Genomic DNA, 20,194 nt, shown 5'->3' with positions numbered 1-20,194 from the left:
CGCACCGGGCGCCCGAGCCGGACGCCCGAGACCGCTTCTAGCCGTGCTTGAGGCCCAGGACCTCCGCCGCGGCGAACGTCTCCCCCGCCGGGCGGGAGTCGTAGTGCGGGGTGAGCAGTTCGTCGAGCTCCTCGAAGGAGAAGGCCTCCTTGGAGGTGTCGAACTTCGCGGCCACCTTGGGGCGTTCCATCACGGCCACGATCCCGCCGTGCACGACGAACAGCTGCCCGTTGGCCTTCGCCGAGGCCGGTGAGGCCAGGTAGCCGACGAGCGGGGCGACGTGCTCGGGGGCCAGCGGGTCCAGCTTGCCGTCCTCCGGGAGCTGGAAGCCGGCGAAGACGTCCTCCGTCATCCGGGTCCGGGCACGCGGGCAGATGGCGTTGGCCGTCACCCCGTACTTGGCCAGCGCCAGGGCGGTCGAGGTGGTCAGGCCCACGATGCCGCCCTTGGCCGCCGCGTAGTTCGGCTGGCCGGCCGAGCCGCCGAGGAAGGCCTCGGAGGAGGTGTTGACGATCCGGCCGTACACCGGGCCGCCCGCCGCCTTCGAGCGCTCGCGCCAGTGCACGGAGGCGAAGTGGGTGGTGTTGAAGTGGCCCTTGAGGTGCACCCGGATCACCGAGTCCCACTCCTCCTCCGACATGGAGAAGACCATCCGGTCGCGCAGGATGCCCGCGTTGTTGACCAGGACGTCCAGCTTCCCGAAGCTGGACACCGCCAGGTCGACCAGCTCGCGTGCCTGCTCGAAGTCGGCCACGTCCCCGAGGTGCGCCACCGCCTGCCCGCCCGCGGCGCGGATCTCCTCGGCCACTTCCTGCGCCGGGGCGGCCGAGGCCTCTCCGGAGCCGTCCCGGCCCGGCTGCCCGAAGTCGTTGACGACCACGCTCGCGCCGAGCCGCGCGAGCTCGACCGCCTCGGCCCGGCCCAGCCCGCGCCCGGCGCCGGTGACGATGGCGGACAGTCCCTCGAGTGGGAGTGACATCTACCGGATTCCTCTCAGAGTTCGATGCAGGTGCGCAGGGCCACGCCCGTGCGCATCTGGTCGAGGGCGTCGTTGATCTCGGCGAGGTGCACCCGGTGCGTGATCAGGCCCGCCAGGTCGACCCGGCCCGCCCGCCACAGCGCGATGGTGCGCTCGTACGAACGGAGCACGTCCCCGCCCCCGTACATGGACGGGAGGATCTTCTTCTCGTCGAAGAACAGCGAGAACATGTTGACCGAGTAGTTGTCGTCGAGCGCGCCCGCGCCGACCACCACGACCGAGCCGCCGCGCCGGGTCATCTCGTACGCGGTCCGCGTGGTGGCGGACTTGCCGACGACCTCGAAGACGTAGTCGAAGCCCTCCCCGGCGGTGATCCGGTTCCTGGCGTCAGCGAAGGCCTCCGGCGCGACCGCCTCGGTGGCGCCGAAGCGCAGCGCCGCCTCGCGCCGGGAGGCCACCGGGTCGACGGCGACGATCTGCGCCGCGCCCTGCACCTTGGCGCCCTGGATGACGGAGATGCCGACGCCGCCGCAGCCGATGACGGCGACCGAGGAACCGGCCTCCACCTTGGCGGTGTTGACGGCGGCGCCGAGGCCGGTGGTCACCCCGCAGCCGATCAGGGCGGCGATGTCGTACGGCAGGTCGTCGGGGATCGGCACGGCGCAGGAGGCGGGCACCACCATCTCCTCGGAGAAGGTGCCGGTGCCGGCGAAGCCGAAGACGTCCCCGCCGCCGGTGCGGCGGAAGTTGGGCGTGGCCACGTTCGCGAAGGACTCCAGGCACAGGTGGCCCTGGCCGCGCTTGCAGGCGGGGCAGTGTCCGCACGGCGGCAGCCAGCAGACGAGGACCCGGTCGCCGATGGCGTGGGTGGTGACCCCGTCGCCGACGTCGACGATCTCGCCCGCGCCCTCGTGGCCGGGTACGAAGGGGGCGGGCTGCGGCAGCACGCCGCTCATCGCGGAGAGGTCCGAGTGGCACAGGCCGGTGGCCTTGATGCGGATCTTGACCTTGCCGGGGCCGAAGCCCGCGGTCTCCATGTCGTCGACGACTTCGAGCTTGTCCTGGCCTATCTCGCTCTGCAGTGCTGCGCGCACGGTGCGGCTCCTTGTGTGTCGCGAAGGTCGGGCGTTACGCGTGTTCGACGACGGTGTCGGCGAGGACCGGCGCGTCATCCCGTTCGACGGCGCTCACCGCGACCCGGACCTGCCCGGGCTCCTCCCACATCCGGATCCGCAGGGTCTCGCCGGGGAAGACGATCCCGGCGAAGCGCGTGCGGTAGGCGCGGACCCGCGAGACGTCCCCGCCGAGCGCCGTGTCGACGACGGCCTTGAGGGTCATCCCGTACGAGCACAGGCCGTGCAGGATCGGCCGGTCGAAGCCGGCCAGCTTGGCGAACTCGGGGTCGGCGTGCAGCGGGTTCCAGTCGCCGGACAGCCGGTACAGGAGCGCCTGCTCCTCGCGGATGTGCCGCTCCTCGATCCGGTCGGGCGCCCGCTCGGGCAGTTCGGAGGAGACGGAGGGGCCGCGGTCGCCGCCGAAGCCGCCCTCGCCCCGTACGAAGATCTGCGCGTCGCTGGTCCACAGCGGTCCGTCGGCGTCGGCGACCTCCGTGCGCAGCACGATCACGGCGGCCTTGCCCTTGTCGTAGAGGGCGGCGACCTTGGCGGAGGAGGTGGCGCTGCCCTTGACCGGGATGGGCCGGTGCAGCTCGATGGCCTGGCCGCCGTGGAGGACGTGGGCGAGGTTGACGTCGATGCCGGGGGCGGCGAGGCCGCCCATCATGGCCATGCCGGCGCCGGCGACGGTCGCGAAGCTGGGCAGTACGTGGAGCTTGGACTCCAGGGTGTAGCGCAGCTCGTCGGGGTCGGTGGCGGGGCGGCCCGCCCCGAGGCCTAGGTGGTAGAGCTGGATGTCCTTGTGGTCCCAGGCGATGGTCCCCTGGCGGGGTTCTGCGGCGAGGGCCCTGGCGGCATCGATCGGCATTGAGGATGCTGCTCCTTGTCCGGTTCTTCGGTTCCCGTTGCGTGGAAGACCTCGGTGCGGCCGTCCGCACCGTCGGCCGCACCGAGGTCGTTTGCGGGACCGGTTCGGTTCTAGAACGCGTTCTAGGATCGAGCGGTGAGGAATGTATAACGCACGCCCCAGCAGTTGGGAAGACTCCTGACTGCGTGTCAGGACGGGTTTGGCCGAGGCGTGTTGCCGGGCCGGACACCAGGTCGGCACCTAGGCTGGCGGGGTGGACGAGATGCCCGTATACCACCGCCCCGCCAGGTCCTTGCGGGTCCTGCTGGACCCACCGGACCCGGCGCTGGCGCTGCGGCTGGAGCTGCAGCCGGACATCGAGGTGGTGGCCTCGGCGATGGCACGCCCGGCCGTGGCCCTGGTCGAGGAGCTCGCGTCGGTGGCGGTGCTCCTGGCAGAGGATCCGGAGTGCCGGGTCCTGGTCCTGACGGGCTCGGCACACCCGGGCCTACGGGACGCGGTGCTGGCGGCGGGCGCGGCGGGCCTGGTCCTGCGCGACGGCCCGGTGGAGGACCTGGCGGAGTGCCTCCGTGCAGCCTCCCGAGGCGAAACGGTGATCGACCCGACCTTGGAGGGTCCGTAATCACCTCGCGATCACGGGCGTCATCAATCGCCTAGCGGCACAGGGGAAGCGCCACGACATGCGGCAGCGGCCCCATCGGAAACACATCCGACAGGGCCGCTTTCTTTTCTATTACTGGCAACACTCATGAAGGAATCACACTTCGGCAATTAACATTATTCGCCGAGGAAAATGGCCATTGCGTCGCCTGAATTCATATCATGTTCAAGCTTTCCGGCGAAGCTGTAACCTTCGTCACAAAAGAACATCTCAACATCTGCCGGGACGAGCCCCCTGAACCAGATTGCAAACCTGGCCGCTACTTCAAGAGGCGAATCTAGATAGATGCAGGTTCCGTCCACATGAGAATAGCCCTCAAGCTCTTGTCCGCCCTCTGAGTAAGTCCAGACGACACCTCTAGACTCCTGCTGGCCTTGTCGCTCGTGAATCACAACCGCAGGCCAGTCTCGCTCCAATGCCGCAATCAGGTCCGCCTGCCGAACCCCGCTACTCTTGTCTTCAAAGACAGCCAGATATGTCAATTAACCGCCCCTTTCTTATGGATTCACGACAACGGAACCAGGAATTCCATGCTGCCGCATGAGGTCCCTAAAGTATGGCACGGCACCTGACTCGTTAGTGATAACACGCAGTCCAACAAGCGGGTTGTCGGGATCGTTGATCACCGCCGCATACCGAGAGAACTCATCATTGAGCTTGACTTCGATTTTTGCCTGGATGAAATCCGGAACTTTTCCGCCCGGAACGAATGGGCTGCGTCCAGGATTACCGACGTGCTTCGCATCCAAGAGCTCAGAACGGTTGATGTCGAGACCGTCCGCCCAGACTTGCGTCCCCCCACCAGTAGCATGGTATTCAGTCGAACCAACCACCCGTATCTGATACGCCTGGTTCGCGCCAGCGCCCTTGGGCGCCCCTGTCTTCAGTGACAACGCGTACGACGTTGGGCAGATGTTATGGACCAAAACGGGGACGTTGCCCGCCACCACATAGTAAGTGTGAAGCTGATCGACCGTCAGGTTGTAGCGGGTGGCCGTGCCGGGGGTCGGCTGGACGGTGAGCACGCGGATCTCGCGGCCGTCCGGGGTGGTCAGGGCGTGGCCGGGGATCAGATCCGCGGCCGGCACCCAGGTTCGAGTGGTCTCGTCCCAGAACGGGTGCTCCGACGTGGTGTGGAGCGTCTGCTGGTCGCCGGGGGCGACCTCCACGGTGAGGTCGATCAGGTCGCTGTCGTCGTGAGCCCAGGTGGCTACGACCGTGCGCCCGCCCGCGTCTTCTCCCGTCTCCGGATTGGCCGCCTCGACCTTGTCACCCGGAGTTAGCTCGGCGATCGGCTTGGTCCCGCCACCGTCCAGCAGGACCGGGGTTTCGGGCGAGAAGCTGCACGTGGTGCCCTCAGCAGCAGGTTCTGCCGGGCTCGGCTCCTTGGGGGTACCCGCACCCGGCTCGCTCGGGGCCGTGGTGTCCGGGGCGTTTTCGTGCGGGGTTTCCTTCGTCGACGGGGTGGGGACGTCGTCGTCTAGGAGCTTCTTCAGAGGAGCGGCACTGCCTTCGGCGGCCTCTGCTGCTGCCTTGGCGGCACGGAAGGCCTTGAACGCCTTGAATGCTCCGACGCCGTCCACGACCACGGAGCCGATGACGCCCGTCCAGAACCCCTTCTGGTACTTATCGGAACTCGTGTCGGTGTCGAAGAGTTCGGCGCCCGGCTCGTCGCCCCAGAGGTTGGGGACCTCGTAGTCGCTGCCGTCCCAGCCCGTCCAGTCGTTGAAGGTCTCGTTGTCGCCGTTCCAGATGTCTACGCAGTTGTCGAGGGCCCAGCCGGCCGGGTTGAGCCAGATCTCATTGAGACCGCCGAAGACTCCGTCGAGAGCACCGGAGAAGTACTCGCCGGCATCGCCCCAGCTCATGAGGCCCGACGGGTCGCTGTGGTTGATGGGATCGTTGCCCGCGTAGGCGTAGCCGCCCATCTGGTTCGGGTCGCCGGCTTCGAAGACCGGGTCACACGTGAGGAAGCGGCCTATGACCGGGTCGTAATTGCGGGCGCCGAGGAGACTGAGGCCGGTGGCCGAGTCCGTGGGCTGGCCCAGGTACCCGCGGTTGTCGGCCCAGCTCGGCGGAGCCGGGCCCCGCTGGGCTCCGTACGGATCGAAGGCCCTGCGTGTGACGGTGAGTGTGGCCGCATCGACCTGGAGCGCGGACGTGTTCTGCGGGTTGGTGGCCTGGTAGACGACCGCACCGGTGGAGGAGCGGGTGATCCTTGTGCCGTCCGGGCCCTTGTAATTGCGCAGTCCGGCGACCGTGCTCGACGTCTTGTTCAGGGTGAGCTGTTCGGCGCCGCCGAAGAGGTAGAGCGTGTCTCCGTCCGCACCTCGCTGGATCAGCAGGTCGCCGTCGGCGTCGTACAGGTAGTTGGAGGTCTGGGTTCCACCGCCGGGCTTGGGGGTGACGACGGTGTCGGTACGGCCCTTGGCGTTGTAACTGAACGTCTGGGTCGTGGCCGCGGCCGCGCCGACCTTGGTATCCCGGCTGGTGGTGTTGCCCACTGCGTCGTAGTGCGGGGTGAGGGTGGTCGTGCCGTCCGGCCCCGTGGTGCTGATCGTGGTCGCCGTATTGGGCTGGGCGGCCGGGGTGGTGCCGTTACCGGGGTAGGTGATGTTCTGGGTGACGTTCTTGAGCGGGTTGCCCGCCGTGTCGTGCTTGACCTGCTGGGTCCGGTCGCCGAGCAGGTTGTACGTGTAGTTCTGCCAGTACGGGTTGGGTCCGCCGATCGTGGCGGCCGTCGGCTGTGCGGTGTTGCACTTGGATATCTGGCCGGGCTTAGCCGCTGCGAGGCCCTTGGTGTCCGTCCAGGCCTGGGCCAGGCGGTTCTGCCCGTCGTAGGCGAAGCACTGGGTGTCGGTGCCGGTGACCGCACCGCCGGTCGACTGCACCGTGGACGTGCCGGTGAGGTTGCCGGCCTCGTCATACGCGTAGGTGGTGGCGTCGATCGGGCTGTTGCTGCTCGTCTGCAGGCTCACCGTGTTGGTGGCCAGTCGGCTGGTCGCCTGGTCGTACGTCTGGGCGGTGCGGAACTGCTTCCCGAACACACCGTAGGTGGACTGTACGACCTGGCCGAGCGGCGTGTAGATGCTCTTGTTCAGGTACGGCGTCGTGCGGGAGCCGAACTCCGTCGCCAGGCCCTGGAGGTTGTAGCCGTAGCCGACCGTCTCGGCCGGCAGCCCGCCATCGGCGCCGAAGGTGGAGGACTGTAGCAGTCCCACGTTGGGGGTGTACTCGGCAGTCGCCGTGTAGGTGCCGGTGAGCTTGCCCTCCCCCACGGGGATGACCACGGTCGAACCGGTGGGCTGGTAGGCGGTGTTGTAGCCGTTGATCTTCTTCGTGTAGGCCTTGCCGCTCGCACCGCCCACGAAGCGGGTGGAGGAGGTCTGCCGTCCCTTGAGAAGGCTGTCGTACGTCCACTCGGCCAGCTTCTTGGACTGGTCGGTGGTGCTGGTGCCCTCGTACTCACCGGTCTTGCGGCCGAGAGAGTCGTAGGTGGTCGAGACGCTCTTGCCGAGCGCGTCGGTGCTCAGGACCTGCCGGCCGAAGATGTCGTAGCCGTAGGTCGAGAGGCCCGTGTCCGGGTCGGTCTGGGAGGTCTTCTGGCCGAGGAGGTCGTAGGTGTAGGTCCACTTGTTGCCGACGGTGTCGCTGATGGACTTGATGCCGCCGGCGGGCGTGTACGTGTACGAGGTCTTGGTGTCGGCGGCCGCCGCCTTGCCGACGGTTCCCGAAGACCAGATGGCCGTGCCCGCGGCGTTGTACATGCGGAAGTTGCCGTCGCCCTTGACGATGGCGAATCCGCCGGTGGCACCGGCGGTACCCGTGCCGGAGGTCCACAACACCGTACCGGTGGTGCTGGTGACGACCAGGTTGCCGTCAGCGCGGACCGTGGCGCTCGCGCCCGGGTTGCCTCCGGTGCCAGAAGACCACAGCGCCTTGCCGTTGGCGATGCCCGTCAGGACGAGGTTGCCGTCCGCCTGCATGTCGAGCCGGACGCTCTTCGATGAATAGCTCGTGCCCGACTGGATGACGGTGCCGGCAGTCAGCTTGCGGTCGGCCGTGGTGTCGAGGGTCTGGGTGGCCGTCGTCTGACCGATGGCGTTGGTGTAGCTGACCGACGCCTGGCCGCCCTTCGGCGGGGTGCTGATCGTCTTGTCGACGCCCGGGTAGGCCGTGGTGGCCTCCCAGAGCTTGGCGCCCTTCGACCACTGCTGACTGGCCGTGACCCGGCCCTGTCCGTCGTAGACCTGGCGGGTCTGGTTCGGGACCGTGTTCTCGGTTTCCACCCAGAGCGTTGTGCCCGGATCCGTGGTCGGATCCGCGTACGTCGCGATACTGGAGGCCGTCCAGCCGTGGCTGTCGTACGAGGTGGACGAGATCAGTCGGCCGGCGGAATTGTCCGCCGTCGTCGACTGCTGCTGACGGACCCGCAGCAGGCCGTCGTAAATGGTGACGGACTGGCCGTAACTCCCGTTCTCGCGAAGCGTCTCGGTGGTGACGGCTGCGGGGTTGGGGCTGTCGCCTGCACCGTTCACGGAGTAGGTGAACTTGCGGTCCGGGGTCTGCGTCGCCCGGTCGCGGCCCGGAGTCCAGACGGCGGTACGCCGTCCCAGGGTGTCGTAGGTGCTGCTGGTGACACGCCCGTTAATGTCGACCGAACGCTTGTCGAGACCCCGTGTCGGGGATACGTCCGTGGTGGCGGTCCAGTTGTACGGCTGGGGGTAGGTCGTGGTGATCTGCGTCGGGAGTGTGCCCGAAGCAGGGGAGAACGCGGTGGTGGTGACCTGGGAAGCCACGTCGGTCTGCTTGGTGACGCGACCGTAGTCGTCGTAGACCACGCCGCCGTTCGTCTGGAATACGGGGTTGCCCGCACCGTCGTACTTGGTGGCGACCTGGACCGCCGTCGTCTGGCCGACCGAGTGCGTCTTGCCGTCAGAGGCCCAGGGCTGGCCCAGCTTCCCGTAGGTTCCGGGGCTGGCCACGGAACCGTCGCCGTCGAAGAAGATCCTCTTGTGACTGAGGGTCGTGTCCTTGCCGGGCTTGGTGCTGCACGGGCCTGAGACCGAAAGGATCTCGCTCGGGTACATCAGCATCATCGGCTTGTCCGACGGAGGCGACGCGTAGTCGGTCGTGGTGCAGGACTCCTGCTCGGGAGCCGTGATGTCACCCTTGTCGTCGACCTGGTGGATCCGGCCGAGGCTGTCGTACGTCGTCACCTTCTTGGAGGTGCGCCAGCTGCCGGTGGACAGCAGGCCCATCGACCGGTTGGTCACCTCCGTCGAACGACGGGACACCAGGTCGGGCAGTGTCGAGAGGGAGGCAGGTGCCGGATCCTTCGAAGTCCAGGCCGTCCGGGCACTGGAACTGGTGTTCACAGTGGTGAGCGGACCGTTGAGGGTCTTCGACGTGACCGTGCCACCGGCGGCGGTGAAGATCTGCGACTCCAGGGTGGCACCGGCCAGCCAGTCGCTGTCGGGGAAGGACTCGCCGAGCGAGTTCGTCACCGACACGGACCGCTTGGTGCCGTCCTGCTTGTAGTCGCCGTCCATACCCTGCAGGTAAGTGGAGACCGTCTGCGTGATCGGGTCCGGAGCCACACCGGAAGTCGTGGTGACGCTGCGGTATCCGCGGAAGTCGTTCCACGTCCGGTACTGGTCGTCGGTCAGTTCGGAGTCGTCCCGGTGCCAAGCCGCGCCGCCGTCGTAAGCGTAACTGGTGACCTTGGCCGGTGAGCCGGCCTTCGTGAGGTCGCTGTTGACCACCTGAGTGACGAGGGTCTTGACGAACCAGTCGGCCACGGGCTCGGCCGCACCCGACGGGTACCAGTTGACCGGGTAGCAGGCCATGGTGTTGGTGTCCGCCGACGCCGGCATCGTGTTCTTGGTGCGGGAGCACTCGGGGTCGCGGTAGGTGACCGCAGAGGACTCCCCGGTCTCCGTTCGGACGCTGGAGATTCGGGGGCGGTACAGCGGCGGGGCCGCCGGCTCCAGGCCGTCGACGCGGTTGTCCATCTCGATACCGGTGAACGTGACCGGGTCAAGCGTGATGGGCGTATCGCTGCCTGCCGTGGTGTCACGGCCAGTGTGCTGGATCGAGGACAACCACATCACCGACTGGAGCATGCCGGCGCTCTCCGTCTTGCCGGTCTTGCCGGTGACGGGGTCCATGACACCGCCCGCGTCGGAGAAGACGTGGGTGAGGCTGTAGACGTCGACGTCCTGCCAGGCGGCGCCGATCTTGACCTGGGTGGTGATGTCCTTGAGGCGGTAGGTGGACCAGAACGTGGGCGAACCGAAACGGCAGACGTCGTCGCCTTCGCCCTCGGTCTTGTAGTCGGCGGGGCAGTTGATGTCGTACGGGACATCGGGCCAGTTCTTGGCCGTGTCCTTGGACAGGTTGCCGTCCGCGCACACCGTGTCCGAGGTGGTGCACCGCTGCTTGGTGCCGAAGGCGATCCGGGCCGCGGGGTCCTTGCCGGCCACGGCGTCGGCGAGCTTGTACCCGTAGGAGATCCGGGTCAGGTATCCCGAACGGGTGTACTGGGTCAGGGTGCCGCCCTTGCCGTCCTTGGCGACCTGACCGTAGCCCATGTTGTAGTAGTTCGACTCGGTCGCGTAGTCGTACCGCTGGACGTTGCCCTGCGGGTCGACGACAAAGTCCAAATTGAAGCGGTAGCCAACCTGCTTGTCGCACTGGGACTCGTTGCCCTTGGAAGAGCTGTAGCAGGGGTCGCCCGACTTGGGGTGGTAGACCGGCACGCCCCAGGCACTGTTGGTCGCGGTGTCGCCGGACGTGCCCGGCGCATGGTTCAGACCGAGGTAGTAGGCGGTGCCGTCGGTCGTGGTGACCTTGAAGTACTCGCCGTCCCACAGGTCGTTCGTCGCGCCGGACAGCCGCTCGATCTTGGTGCCGTCGTCGGACTCCAGCCGGTAGACGCCGTCGCTGCCGCGTACGAGCTGTCCGGTGTGGGCGCCGAGCGACAGCGTCGCGTTGTAGCCCGCCCAGCACTGGTCGCCGGAGTCTTCGATTCCCGAGTACTTGCAAGGCTTGTAGGAACGCTCGATGAAGCCGGGGGTGTAGCCCCAGCCGTCACCGATCCAGGAAGCCTGCGCATTGCGGGCCGACGTCTTGCCGTCGACGGACTGGGAGTTGTACGTGAGTGCCACGGATGGTGCGGTCCCGCCCAGAGAGGGCGGCACCGCCACCGGGTAGCTGTACGTGAAGGCGCCGGAAGCCGACTGCGCCCACGAGCCCGAAGCCGAGAGCGAGGTCGCGCCGTAGTCGCCCTGCGAGCCGGAGCTGCCCGACACCGCGGCGACGGCGACGGACTGACTTCCGGCGGCCGACGCCATCGTCCGCTGCTGACCGGACAGCACAGCGTCCTTGAAGGGCAGCGCACTGGTGCCGAGGTTCACGTCGGCCGTGAGGCGCTGGCTCTTCGCGTCGTTGACCGTCTGCAGTGGCTTCTGTACGCGACAGGCCGCGACGTCGGGAGTGGTTAGCGCACATCCCGGCATGGTCACGAGGTGCAGTCGCGAGGCCCAGCCGCCGCCATAGGCGTCCGCCAGTGCGCTGTAGTCGAGACCGACGGAGACTCTGCCTCCGGCAGCGACGCCGTCTGCGGGCGTGAGGCCGACCAGCAATCCGTTGACATTGGCGGAGGCGGCCCGCTTCCGGTCCGCCGTCTCCACCCGGACCGTGGTGGGGCTGCTGTCGGAGGCGGGTGCGTTTACCGACCCGGTCGTCGCAAGGGCGGCGGCCGAAGGCGCTGCCGGTGCGATCCAGACGGGTGATGTCCCGGCCTGGACCGGTGCCCCTGGCGGGGCCATACCGCTGTCTGCCGCCTTGCCCATGCCGCGGACCTGCTGGGACGGGTGGGCGACCGTCACGGTCTCCGTCCGTGCGGCGGGCCACTTGGGCGTCTTGGGCGCGTGTGCGCGCATCTCACGCGCACCCTGGGGCGCGCGGGGCACCGCGGACTTGGCGGCCCGGCCGACCGGATGTCCCTTGACCACAGGCAGGTCGGGCAGTTCACCGTCCTGCCAGGATTTACCGGTGTAACGGTATCCGCCTACCGTTTCCGCGTTGGCGAGCGGCACCACAAGTGACATCGCGGCCGTCATGGCCACGACAGTCAATACCCGTCTCCGCCAGCCTGTTCCAGACATATGGACAGGCCAGCGCATCGATGTACGCACCTCGACAGTCCCCACCCCAAGTGCGCGGCCCGACAGGGCCGAAAGAAAGAAGGGGCCACGGCGGGCCCCGTAAGATCAGCGGAACAGTATTGCTGTGTACATGCAAACGCAATACCCTTCCCGCGAATCCATCCCCGCCCGGGCGCCATGCGCCGATCGGACCGACGAGTGCGGCATGCGGGATGCCGGGGTGGAGCTTTCAGCACGCCTTACTTTGGGGGGAATCAGCGCTTATGCGCCATCATCGGCATCGACACACCAGACGCACTGTCGGCTTGATCACATCGCTGGGGCTCATGCTCGCCATGCCGGGGGCCGCGCTCGCGGCCACACCTGAGGCCCCGCCCGGCGCGCACTCCGCCACAGCCGCCACGCCCCCCACAGGCGCGCTGCCGAAGGCCCTCCAGCAGGCCAAGGCAGAGCGGAAGCCGGTCCCGGTTACCGCCCTGACCACACCGACCGCCGAAACGGTCGCGAACCCGGACGGGACCTTCAGTACAACCACACACATCAAGCCCGCTCGGGTGCTGAAGTCGGGTCAGTGGAGCTCCCTCGATGCCACCCTGCAGCGCAACGCGGACGGGACGTACAGCCCCCGCGCCACACCTGCCGGCGTCTCGCTCTCCGGCGGCGGTACGGGCCCGCTGGCCACACTGACAAACGGCGAGGGCCGCCGCCTCGCCATGTCCTTCCCCGTCGCGCTTCCCGCCCCCCGGGTCAGCGGCAGCAGCGCCCTGTACCCGAACGTCTTCCCCGGAGTGGACCTCCAGGCATCCGTCAGCGAGCAGGGGGCGTTCAGCGAGGTGCTGATCGTCCACAACGCCGAGGCTGCGGCGAATCCGGCGCTGCGCAGCCTGCGGCTCGCCACACAGGCCGCCGGTCTGACCGTGGGCAGCGACGAAGCCGGCAATCTCCAGGCAACCACGCCTGAGGGAGCGACGGCCTTCACCAGCGCCACCCCCCTCATGTGGGATTCGAGCTCCGCCAAGCAGCAGGCTCCTGCGAGCAAGAGCTTCGTCACCGGCCGCAGTGCGGCGGCCTCTGAGGGCACGGGGACTCCTCCGGCTCCTCTCGTCGAGTTCCCGGGGCGATCGTCGGCCACCAGCCCCGGAGAAGGCGCCCAGGTGAAGCCGATCACCATCTCGGCGCAGCCTGAAGCCATCACCCTGACCCCTGACCTGGGGTTGCTGACAGGGTCGACGACTGCCTACCCGGTCTTCATCGACCCCGTGGTCAACCCCGTGACCTCGGGGACGGGCCATTACGTGGTGGCTCAGGAAGGCTGCCCGGGAGCAAACACCTACGACACCGCTCAGGACTGGGGCGAAGGCGTCGGCTACCAGCAGTACACCTCCAACTGCTTTGGGATGCAGGAGTCGTTCTTCGAGATCAACACGAGCGCGCTCACGCCTCAGATGGTGATCCAGAAGTCGACTCTGTACCTCACCGAGACCTACGGCGCGGACCACGGCTGCTCGAACACGTGGCCGCTCACCCTGAAGCACACGAACGGCATCAACAGCGGTACGAACTGGAACAAGCGGCCTGCTGCGATCGCCACGATCGCGACTCAGCAGATCTCCAGCGCCAGCCCTGCCAACGACTGCGGCTACAAGAGCGCCAACTTCGACGTCACCGATCGCATCAGGCAAGGGGCGTCGCAGGACGCCGACACCTGGACCTTCGGTCTCTACGGCGACAGCAGCAAGACGATGTCGAACCTCGGCTTCATGCGGTTCAGCACCAACCCGTACCTCGTGACGGTCTTCGACATCCCGCCGTACGCTCCGGACTCCGTGAGCACCACCCCCGACTCCGTAAACCCTGCCGGCGCCGCCTGCAACAACGGCACTCGGGGCTGGATCGGTAGGACTTCCACCGCCTACGGAGTCACCAACTTCTCCCTCAACGCCCGCCTGACGACGCCCATGGAGGGCGTGAACCTCCAGCCCGTGTACATGGTCTGGGACGACATGAAGAACAACGGCAGCGGCGCCCCCGCCACCGTGTCCCAGCCCAGAGGCACCTACGTCGCACCCGGGACGACCGCACGCACCAACGTCGGGATCGCGCTCACGGACGGCCACGCGTACGGCTGGGGCGTCAAAGCCTTCGACGGCACCCTGGAAGGCCCTTGGACCGCGTACTGCGGCTTCAAAGTCGACCTGACGCCGCCTACGGCTGTCGCGTTCGCCGATTCGAAGGCGTTCCCCCCGCTCGCCAGCGGGCGCACGCCCACCGCACACGCCGGCGACACCGGGATCACCATCGCCGTCTCCAGCAAGGACGTCGCCCCCGCCGGGTGTGAGCTCTCGGCCTGCATCAAGAGCGACATCCGCCGGTTCGAGTACTCACTCGACACGCCCATCCCCCCGACCGGTGCCCAGTCGATCGCCGTCACCCCCGACGCGAACGGCGCCGCCACCGCCAACATCCCGATCAACCTCACCGCCCAGCAGTGGGGCACCCATACGCTCTACGTACAGGCCGTGGACGGGGCGAACAACGCCCGGCCCGCCGGATACCGCTTCTACGCACCTTGGAACCCGGCGGCTCCGGTCACGGCCGGAGACGTGACAGGGGACGGGATACCCGACACGCTCCGGCCCGACCGCAGCGGCAGCGGCAGCCTGCTCCTCATCCCCGGCAACACAGACGCCTCAGCCACCGCGATCACGGCGTCGACATCGGCCCAGAGTCCCGACAAGACGGGCTGGGACAACTACCTCGTCACCCACCGCGGAAGCCTCAGCCAGTCCGGCGTCGATGACATCTTCGCCTACAACCGGAACACCCATCAGCTGTACGCGTACGGCAACGACGCATCTGCGATCGGCGGCACGCCCGGACACTTCAGCCTGACCCAGAGCGTGATGCCCATCCCGTCCAAACCGGCGTGCAATCCGGCGGCTCAGTGCACCGGGTATGCCGCGGACTGGTCGAAGGTCTCCCAGATCCTCGCTCCCGGCAGCTTCGACAATCCCGGTGGGCTCGCGGATCTGATGACCGTCGAGGACAACCGTCTGTGGTATTACCCCGGTAGCTCGCTCGGCGGCTCGCACCTCGACAAGGGCATGCTGCTCAGCTCCGGCGACTGGTCACGTACCACCCTCATCGCGCCGGGGAAGGTCGGTGCCACCCCGACACTGTGGGCGCGCGACGATGTCACCGGCCGCATCCACAGCTACGCGTTGAAGTTCGATGCCAATGGCATCCCGACCACACTGCTCGCACCGCCCTCCGCACAGACGCCCTCGGCCGCCATCGCAACGCTCGACGCGTCGGCGTACCCGCAGGTCGGCTCCTACGGGGATCTGAACGGCGACGGACGTGCCGACCTGTGGGCAATCAATGCCAACCAGCAGCTCCTGGCCTTCAGCGGGACGAGCACCGGCTTCTCGCCGACCGCCCTTTCCCTCGGCAACCTCAACGTGCCGTCAGCCCAGTGGAAGCTGACCGGCCAGAGCGGCGGCATCACTCCCAGCACCGACGGCAAGTACCCTGCGACAGCGTCCGGCGTGACGTGGTCGACCGGCTCCATCGGCGGCGTGGAGACCTCGTATCCGGAGTTCAAGGGGTCCCAGTCGACGATCACGGTCAACGGCCCCGTCGTGGACACCCAAAAGAGCTTCACCATCAGCACGTGGGCCAAGCCCGGATCCAAGACGAGCATCGTCGCCAGTCAGGACATGAACCGCACCAGTTCGTTCTTCCTCTACGCGGATGCCAACTCCTCCCAGTGGCATTTCGCCCTGGCGACCGCCGACTCCGATGGATGGCCGTTCGACTACACCTATGCCGCCAACGACGCCGCGCGGTTCACGCCTAATGCCTGGACTCACCTGACCGCCGTCTACAACGCCCAAAGCGGCCTCATGAGCCTGTACGTCAACGGTGTCCTGGCCAGCACAGGCCAGCACCAGGCATCCGCCAGTCCGGCTTCCAGCGGGCCGCTCGTCTTCGGCCGGTTCAAGGCCAACGGGGCGCCGCAGGACAGCCTCACGGGCGGCATCAGCAACTTCGCCGTCTACCCCTACGCCGCTGCCCCCACCGCCCCCGGCACCGCCGGCCCCATCAGCCTGACCTCCGCGCCCGCCAACTGCATCGACAACGACTACGGCAGGCCCGACGACGGCAACAGGATCCAGATCGCCCGGTGCAACGGCACCCCGGCCCAGAGTTGCGAGGTCCGAGGCGACGGCACCCTCCGCATCCAGGGCAAGTGCGTCGACGCCAGCAACGCCGGGACGGCCAACACCACCCTGCTCATGCTCTACACCTGCCACGACAGCCCGAACCAGCAGTTCGTTCCTCGGGCCGACGGCTCCTTCTACAACCCGGTCTCAGGGCGCTGCATCGATCTCGGCGACTACAACACCACTCCAGGCACCCAGCTCTGGCTGTACGACTGCAACCTCTCCAACGCCCAGCGTTGGGCCGTCCCGGCACTGACCACAGCGTCTCTGCCCGTCCCCGCTCCGTAGCGGCCCCCCGCACGACGGCGGTCTCCCTGCCCCGCGGGGCAGGGAGACCGTCCTGGCCGGGCCTTGCCGGGTCAGGACCGGCGTAGCAGCGTTACCACCGCCGCGCCGCCCAGGCCTATGTTGTGGGCGAGGCCGACGCGGGCGCCGTCCACCTGGCGGGGGCCCGCCTGGCCGCGGAGCTGCCAGACCAGTTCCGCCGCCTGCGCCAGGCCCGTCGCCCCCAGCGGGTGGCCCTTGGAGATCAGGCCCCCGGAGGGGTTCACCACCCACCGCCCGCCGTACGTGGTCGCGCCCGACTCCACCAGCTTCCCGGCGGCGCCCTCCGCGCACATGCCCAGCGCCTCGTACGTCAGCAGCTCGTTGATCGAGAAGCAGTCGTGCAGCTCGATCACGTCCACGTCCTCGATCCCCAGTCCGGAGGACTCGAAGACCTGCCGGCCCGCCGCCCGCGTCATCGGCTTGCCGACCACGTCGATGCAGGAGCCGGAGGCGAACGAGGCCTCCGTGTCCGTCGTCATCGCCTGCGCGACGATCTCCACCGCCTTGTCGTGCAGCCCGTGCCGCACCACGAACCGCTCCGAGACGACGACCGCGGCCGCCGCCCCGTCCGAGGTCGGCGAGCACTGGAGCTTGGTCAGCGGCGCGTGGATCGGCTTGGCCCCGAGGACCTCGTCCACCGTGTACACGTCCCGGAACTGCGCGTTCGGGTTGTCCGCCGAGTGCCGGTGGTTCTTGGCCCCCACCATCGCCAGCTGCGCGGCCGTGGTCCCGTACCGCTCCATGTGCTCGCGGGCCGCGTTCCCGAAGATCTGCGCGGTCGGCGGGGACATCTCGAAGCCGTGCCCGGCGGCCATGATCCCGTAGTGCCGGGCCACCGGCGAGGTCTTGAAGTCTCCCCCGTCGGCGCCGCCGCCCAGGGCGCCCTTCTTCATCTGCTCGAAGCCCAGCGCCAGCACGCAGTCGCTGATCCCGCCCTCCACGAACTGCCGCGCCATCATCAGCGCGGTCGAGCCCGTCGCACAGTTGTTGTTCACGTTGTAGACCGGGACCCCGCTCAGCCCCAGCTCGTACGCGGCCCGCTGGCCGGCCGTGGAGACCTGGAAGCAGTACCCCACCGGGACCTGTTCCACCTGGCCGTACGCGATCCCCGCGTCCGCCAGCGCCGCCGTCCCGGCCTCCTTCGCCATGTCCCAGTACTGCCAGTCCCGCGACTGCGGCTTCTCGAACCTGGTCATGCCGACGCCCACGATGTACGACTTCATCACTGCTGCCCTTCAGTCCCTGGGGAGGCCGAGGATCCGCTCGGCGACGACGTTGAGCTGGACCTGCGTGGTGCCCCCGGCGATGGTCAGGCAGCGGGACATGAGCATCCCGTGCACCGCCCGCTCCCCCGCCCCCTCCCGCACCGCGCCCGCCGGGCCCAGCAGTTCGAGCGCGAGCTCGGCGGTCCGCTGCTGGTGCGGGGTCTGGACGAGCTTGCGTACGGAGGCCCCGGCCCCCGGCTCCAGCCCCGACACCTGCTGGAGCGTGGTGCGCAGCCCGATGCAGGCGAGGGCGTGCGCCTCGGCGGCGAGCGCCCCGATCCGCGCCCGGTACGCCCCGTCGAGCTCGGCCGAGCGGGCGATCAGCGCCTCCAGCCCCGTGTCGAAGGTCATCTGGTCGGCCATGTGGACCCGCTCGTTTCCGAGGGTGTTGCGGGCGACCTTCCATCCGCCGTCGGGCGCCCCGACGAGGGCGTCCGCGGGCAGTTCCACGTCGTCGAACCAGACCTCGTTGAACAGGGCCTCGCCGGTGATCTCCTTGAGCGGGCGCACGTCGATCCCCGGGGTGTGGCGCATGTCGACCACGAAGTAGCCGAGTCCCTTGTGCTTGGGCGCGGCCGGGTCGGTCCGGGCCAGCAGGATCCCGAAGTCGGCGCTGTGCGCGGAACTCGTCCACACCTTCTGTCCGTTGACCTTCCAGGAGCCGTCCGCCAGCCGCTCCGCCCTGGTCCGCAGCGAGGCCAGGTCCGAGCCCGCCCCCGGCTCGGAGAAGAGCTGGCACCAGGTGACCTCCCCGCGCAGGGTGGGCAGGACGTAGGCCTCCCGCTGGGCCTCGGTCCCGTACGCGAGCAGCGAGGGCACGACCCAGGTGGCGATCCCGAGGTCGGCGAGCTCCACCCCGGCCGCCGCCATCTCCTGCTGGACGACGAGCTGTTCGACGGGCCCGGCGCCGATCCCGTACGGGGGCGGCAGGTAGGGGGCCGCATAGCCGGTGGGCGCGAGGATCCGGCGGGCGGCGGCCGCGTCGAGGCCGCGCGCGTCCTCGATGACGGCCTTCGCCCGCTCCCGGTACGCCTCGGCCCGCGCGGGGAGCTCGAGGCGCAGCTCCCGCCGCGCGCCGCCGGCCGCGAGCCGCACCGCCCGTACGCGGTGCCCGTCCCCGGCGCCGAGCAGCTGGCGTGCGACGATCGCGCGCCGCAGGTGGATGTGGGCGTCGTGCTCCCAGGTGAAGCCGATCCCGCCGAGGATCTGGATGCAGTCCTTGGCGCAGGAGTAGGCGGCGTCGAGGGCGGTCCCGGCGGCGAGCGCGGCCACGAGCGAGCGCACGTCCGCCGGCTCGTCGGCCGCACCGGCGGCGTCCCAGGCCAGGGCCCGGGCCTGTTCGAGGCGTACGAGCATGTCGGCGCACAGGTGCTTGACGCCCTGGAACCGCCCGATCGGACGCCCGAACTGCTCGCGGACCTTGGCGTACTCGGCGGCGGTGTGCAGCGCCCAGGCGGCGGTGCCGCAGGCGTCGGCGGCGAACAGCGCGCAGGCCAGGTCGCGGACGAGGGCCGCGTCGAGAGCGAGGGCCCGGTCGGCCGTGACGGTGACCCCCCGGGCGCGCACCTCGGCGGTGGGCCGGGTCGGGTCGGCGCTGTCATGCGTACGGATGTCCAGCGCGGCCGCGTCCACTGCGAACCAGCACGTGCCGTGCGCGGCCTCGGCGGCGAGCAGGACGAGGTCGGCCTCGCCGGCGCCGAGCACCGGGGGCGCGAGCCCGTCGAGGAGGTGCCCGCCACCCTCGACGGCGACGGCGGTCAGGCTGCCGGGGCCGAGGGCGACGGCGCCGACCCGCCCCGCGAGGGGCTCGACCCCGGCCCGCTCCAGCAGTACGGAGGCCAGCGCGCTCGGCAGGAAGGCCCCGGGCAGCGCCGCCCGGGCGGCCTCCTCGACGACCACGGCGAGGTCGAGCAGGGTGCCGCCCTCCCGGTGCGGCTCCAGCAGCCCCTGCGCGGCCATCGCGTCCCAGTACGCGGGCCGCACCCCGGTCCGCGGCGGGGTGTCGAGCAGTTTGCGCACCTCCTCGGGCGGCACGGCGCGCGCCACCCAGCCGCGCACGGCCTCGGCCAACTCCCGCTGCACTTGCGTGATTCCGATGCCCATGCGCGGCAGACTAGAACACGTTTCAATCTGACGGAAGGTCAGATAAACGTGTTCCTTCGCCGCGATCGTGGGCGGGGGGATCAGGACCGCTGGTAGTAGTAGCCCTCCCCGTGCGAGGGCCCCACGTTGTGCTGGATCCCGCTCGGCTCGCTCTTCGTGAAGAACGACGCGTCCAGCACCCCGCAGAACTGGCTGTTCGACTTGCTCTTGTCCACGGCCGCCGAACCGATGTTGATCCTGCTGCCGCCGGAGGCCACCGAGACCACCTTGGCGATGTTCTCGCAGTGGCCCATGTTGGAATCGCTGATCAGCCGGACCGCCCCGGACCGCGCGATGGTCACCGTGACCGGCTGGTCGATGTTGAACTGGGCCGCGTAGTTCCAGGAGCCGACGAAGTACGAGGGGACCGCGTCGCCGCCTCCGGAGCCCCCGCCACCCGGCGTGCCCGCGCCGCCGGGAGTCGAGCCCGAGCCGCCGCC

General features: G+C 68.8%; 9 protein-coding genes and 1 pseudogene. 2 read left to right on the top strand and 8 right to left on the bottom strand.

Annotation, left to right across the window (positions count from 1 at the left end; genetic code table 11):
• Nucleotides 1–37: 37 nt before the first annotated feature.
• From ACS04_RS00105 to ACS04_RS00095, 3 genes are read right to left on the bottom strand one after another with little or no spacing between them, the layout of a single operon-like run.
• Complete coding sequence (locus tag ACS04_RS00105; protein WP_048474353.1) at nt 38–979, bottom strand: 3-oxoacyl-ACP reductase; 942 nt, start codon at nt 977–979, stop codon at nt 38–40.
• Nucleotides 980–993: 14 nt separating this feature from the next.
• Nucleotides 994–2,073 (bottom strand): Zn-dependent alcohol dehydrogenase, encoded by a 1,080-nt coding sequence (locus ACS04_RS00100; protein WP_048474352.1) that lies wholly within the window; start codon nt 2,071–2,073, stop codon nt 994–996.
• A gap of 34 nt (nt 2,074–2,107) precedes the next feature.
• Nucleotides 2,108–2,962 carry a MaoC/PaaZ C-terminal domain-containing protein gene (locus ACS04_RS00095; RefSeq protein WP_048474351.1) on the bottom strand — a complete coding sequence of 285 codons (855 nt, stop codon included), beginning with the start codon at nt 2,960–2,962 and terminating at the stop codon, nt 2,108–2,110.
• Between the two features lie 262 nt (nt 2,963–3,224).
• On the opposite strand from ACS04_RS00095, the gene ACS04_RS00090 reads away from it, so the two are divergent.
• Entirely contained in the window at nt 3,225–3,584 is a 360-nt protein-coding gene (locus tag ACS04_RS00090) for a response regulator (RefSeq protein ID WP_053080639.1), read from the top strand.
• A 155-nt stretch (nt 3,585–3,739) separates the two neighbouring features.
• Here the strand turns inward: ACS04_RS00090 and ACS04_RS38010 are convergent, their stop codons facing one another.
• Nucleotides 3,740–4,105, bottom strand: coding sequence for a hypothetical protein (locus ACS04_RS38010; RefSeq protein ID WP_158977138.1), 366 nt, complete (start codon nt 4,103–4,105; stop codon nt 3,740–3,742).
• A gap of 15 nt (nt 4,106–4,120) precedes the next feature.
• Nucleotides 4,121–11,569, bottom strand: a complete 7,449-nt coding sequence (locus tag ACS04_RS00085) for a polymorphic toxin-type HINT domain-containing protein (protein WP_158977136.1) — start codon at nt 11,567–11,569, stop codon at nt 4,121–4,123.
• 530 nt (nt 11,570–12,099) lie between these two features.
• Here ACS04_RS00085 and ACS04_RS00075 point away from each other — a divergent pair.
• Nucleotides 12,100–16,308 carry a ricin-type beta-trefoil lectin domain protein gene (locus tag ACS04_RS00075; RefSeq protein WP_158977134.1) on the top strand — a complete coding sequence of 1,403 codons (4,209 nt, stop codon included), beginning with the start codon at nt 12,100–12,102 and terminating at the stop codon, nt 16,306–16,308.
• 71 nt (nt 16,309–16,379) lie between these two features.
• Here the strand turns inward: ACS04_RS00075 and ACS04_RS00070 are convergent, their stop codons facing one another.
• The 3 genes and pseudogenes from ACS04_RS00070 to ACS04_RS00060 form a co-directional block, all read right to left on the bottom strand.
• Complete coding sequence (locus ACS04_RS00070) at nt 16,380–17,570, bottom strand: lipid-transfer protein (RefSeq protein ID WP_048474346.1); 1,191 nt, start codon at nt 17,568–17,570, stop codon at nt 16,380–16,382.
• A gap of 12 nt (nt 17,571–17,582) precedes the next feature.
• Complete coding sequence (locus ACS04_RS00065; RefSeq protein ID WP_048474345.1) at nt 17,583–19,715, bottom strand: acyl-CoA dehydrogenase family protein; 2,133 nt, start codon at nt 19,713–19,715, stop codon at nt 17,583–17,585.
• A gap of 80 nt (nt 19,716–19,795) precedes the next feature.
• Nucleotides 19,796–20,194: pseudogene (locus ACS04_RS00060) on the bottom strand (serine/threonine protein kinase); the annotation flags it as partial.

Source organism: Streptomyces roseus (genome assembly GCF_001044425.1).
Classification (GTDB): domain Bacteria; phylum Actinomycetota; class Actinomycetes; order Streptomycetales; family Streptomycetaceae; genus Streptomyces; species Streptomyces roseus.
The sequence above is the reverse complement of the archived record's forward strand: the minus strand, read 5'-3'. Positions and strand labels throughout refer to the sequence as shown.

Excerpts from the sequence above, each read along its gene's own strand:
- ACS04_RS00065 (WP_048474345.1), bottom strand. The coding sequence starts at position 19,715 with ATGGGCATCGGAATCACGCAAGTGCAGCGGGAGTTGGCCGAGGCCGTG.
- ACS04_RS00095 (WP_048474351.1), bottom strand. The coding sequence starts at position 2,962 with ATGCCGATCGATGCCGCCAGGGCCCTCGCCGCAGAACCCCGCCAGGGG.
- ACS04_RS00105 (WP_048474353.1), bottom strand. The coding sequence starts at position 979 with ATGTCACTCCCACTCGAGGGACTGTCCGCCATCGTCACCGGCGCCGGG.
- ACS04_RS00090 (WP_053080639.1), top strand. The coding sequence starts at position 3,225 with ATGCCCGTATACCACCGCCCCGCCAGGTCCTTGCGGGTCCTGCTGGAC.
- ACS04_RS00070 (WP_048474346.1), bottom strand. The coding sequence starts at position 17,570 with ATGAAGTCGTACATCGTGGGCGTCGGCATGACCAGGTTCGAGAAGCCG.
- ACS04_RS00085 (WP_158977136.1), bottom strand. The coding sequence starts at position 11,569 with ATGCGCGCACACGCGCCCAAGACGCCCAAGTGGCCCGCCGCACGGACG.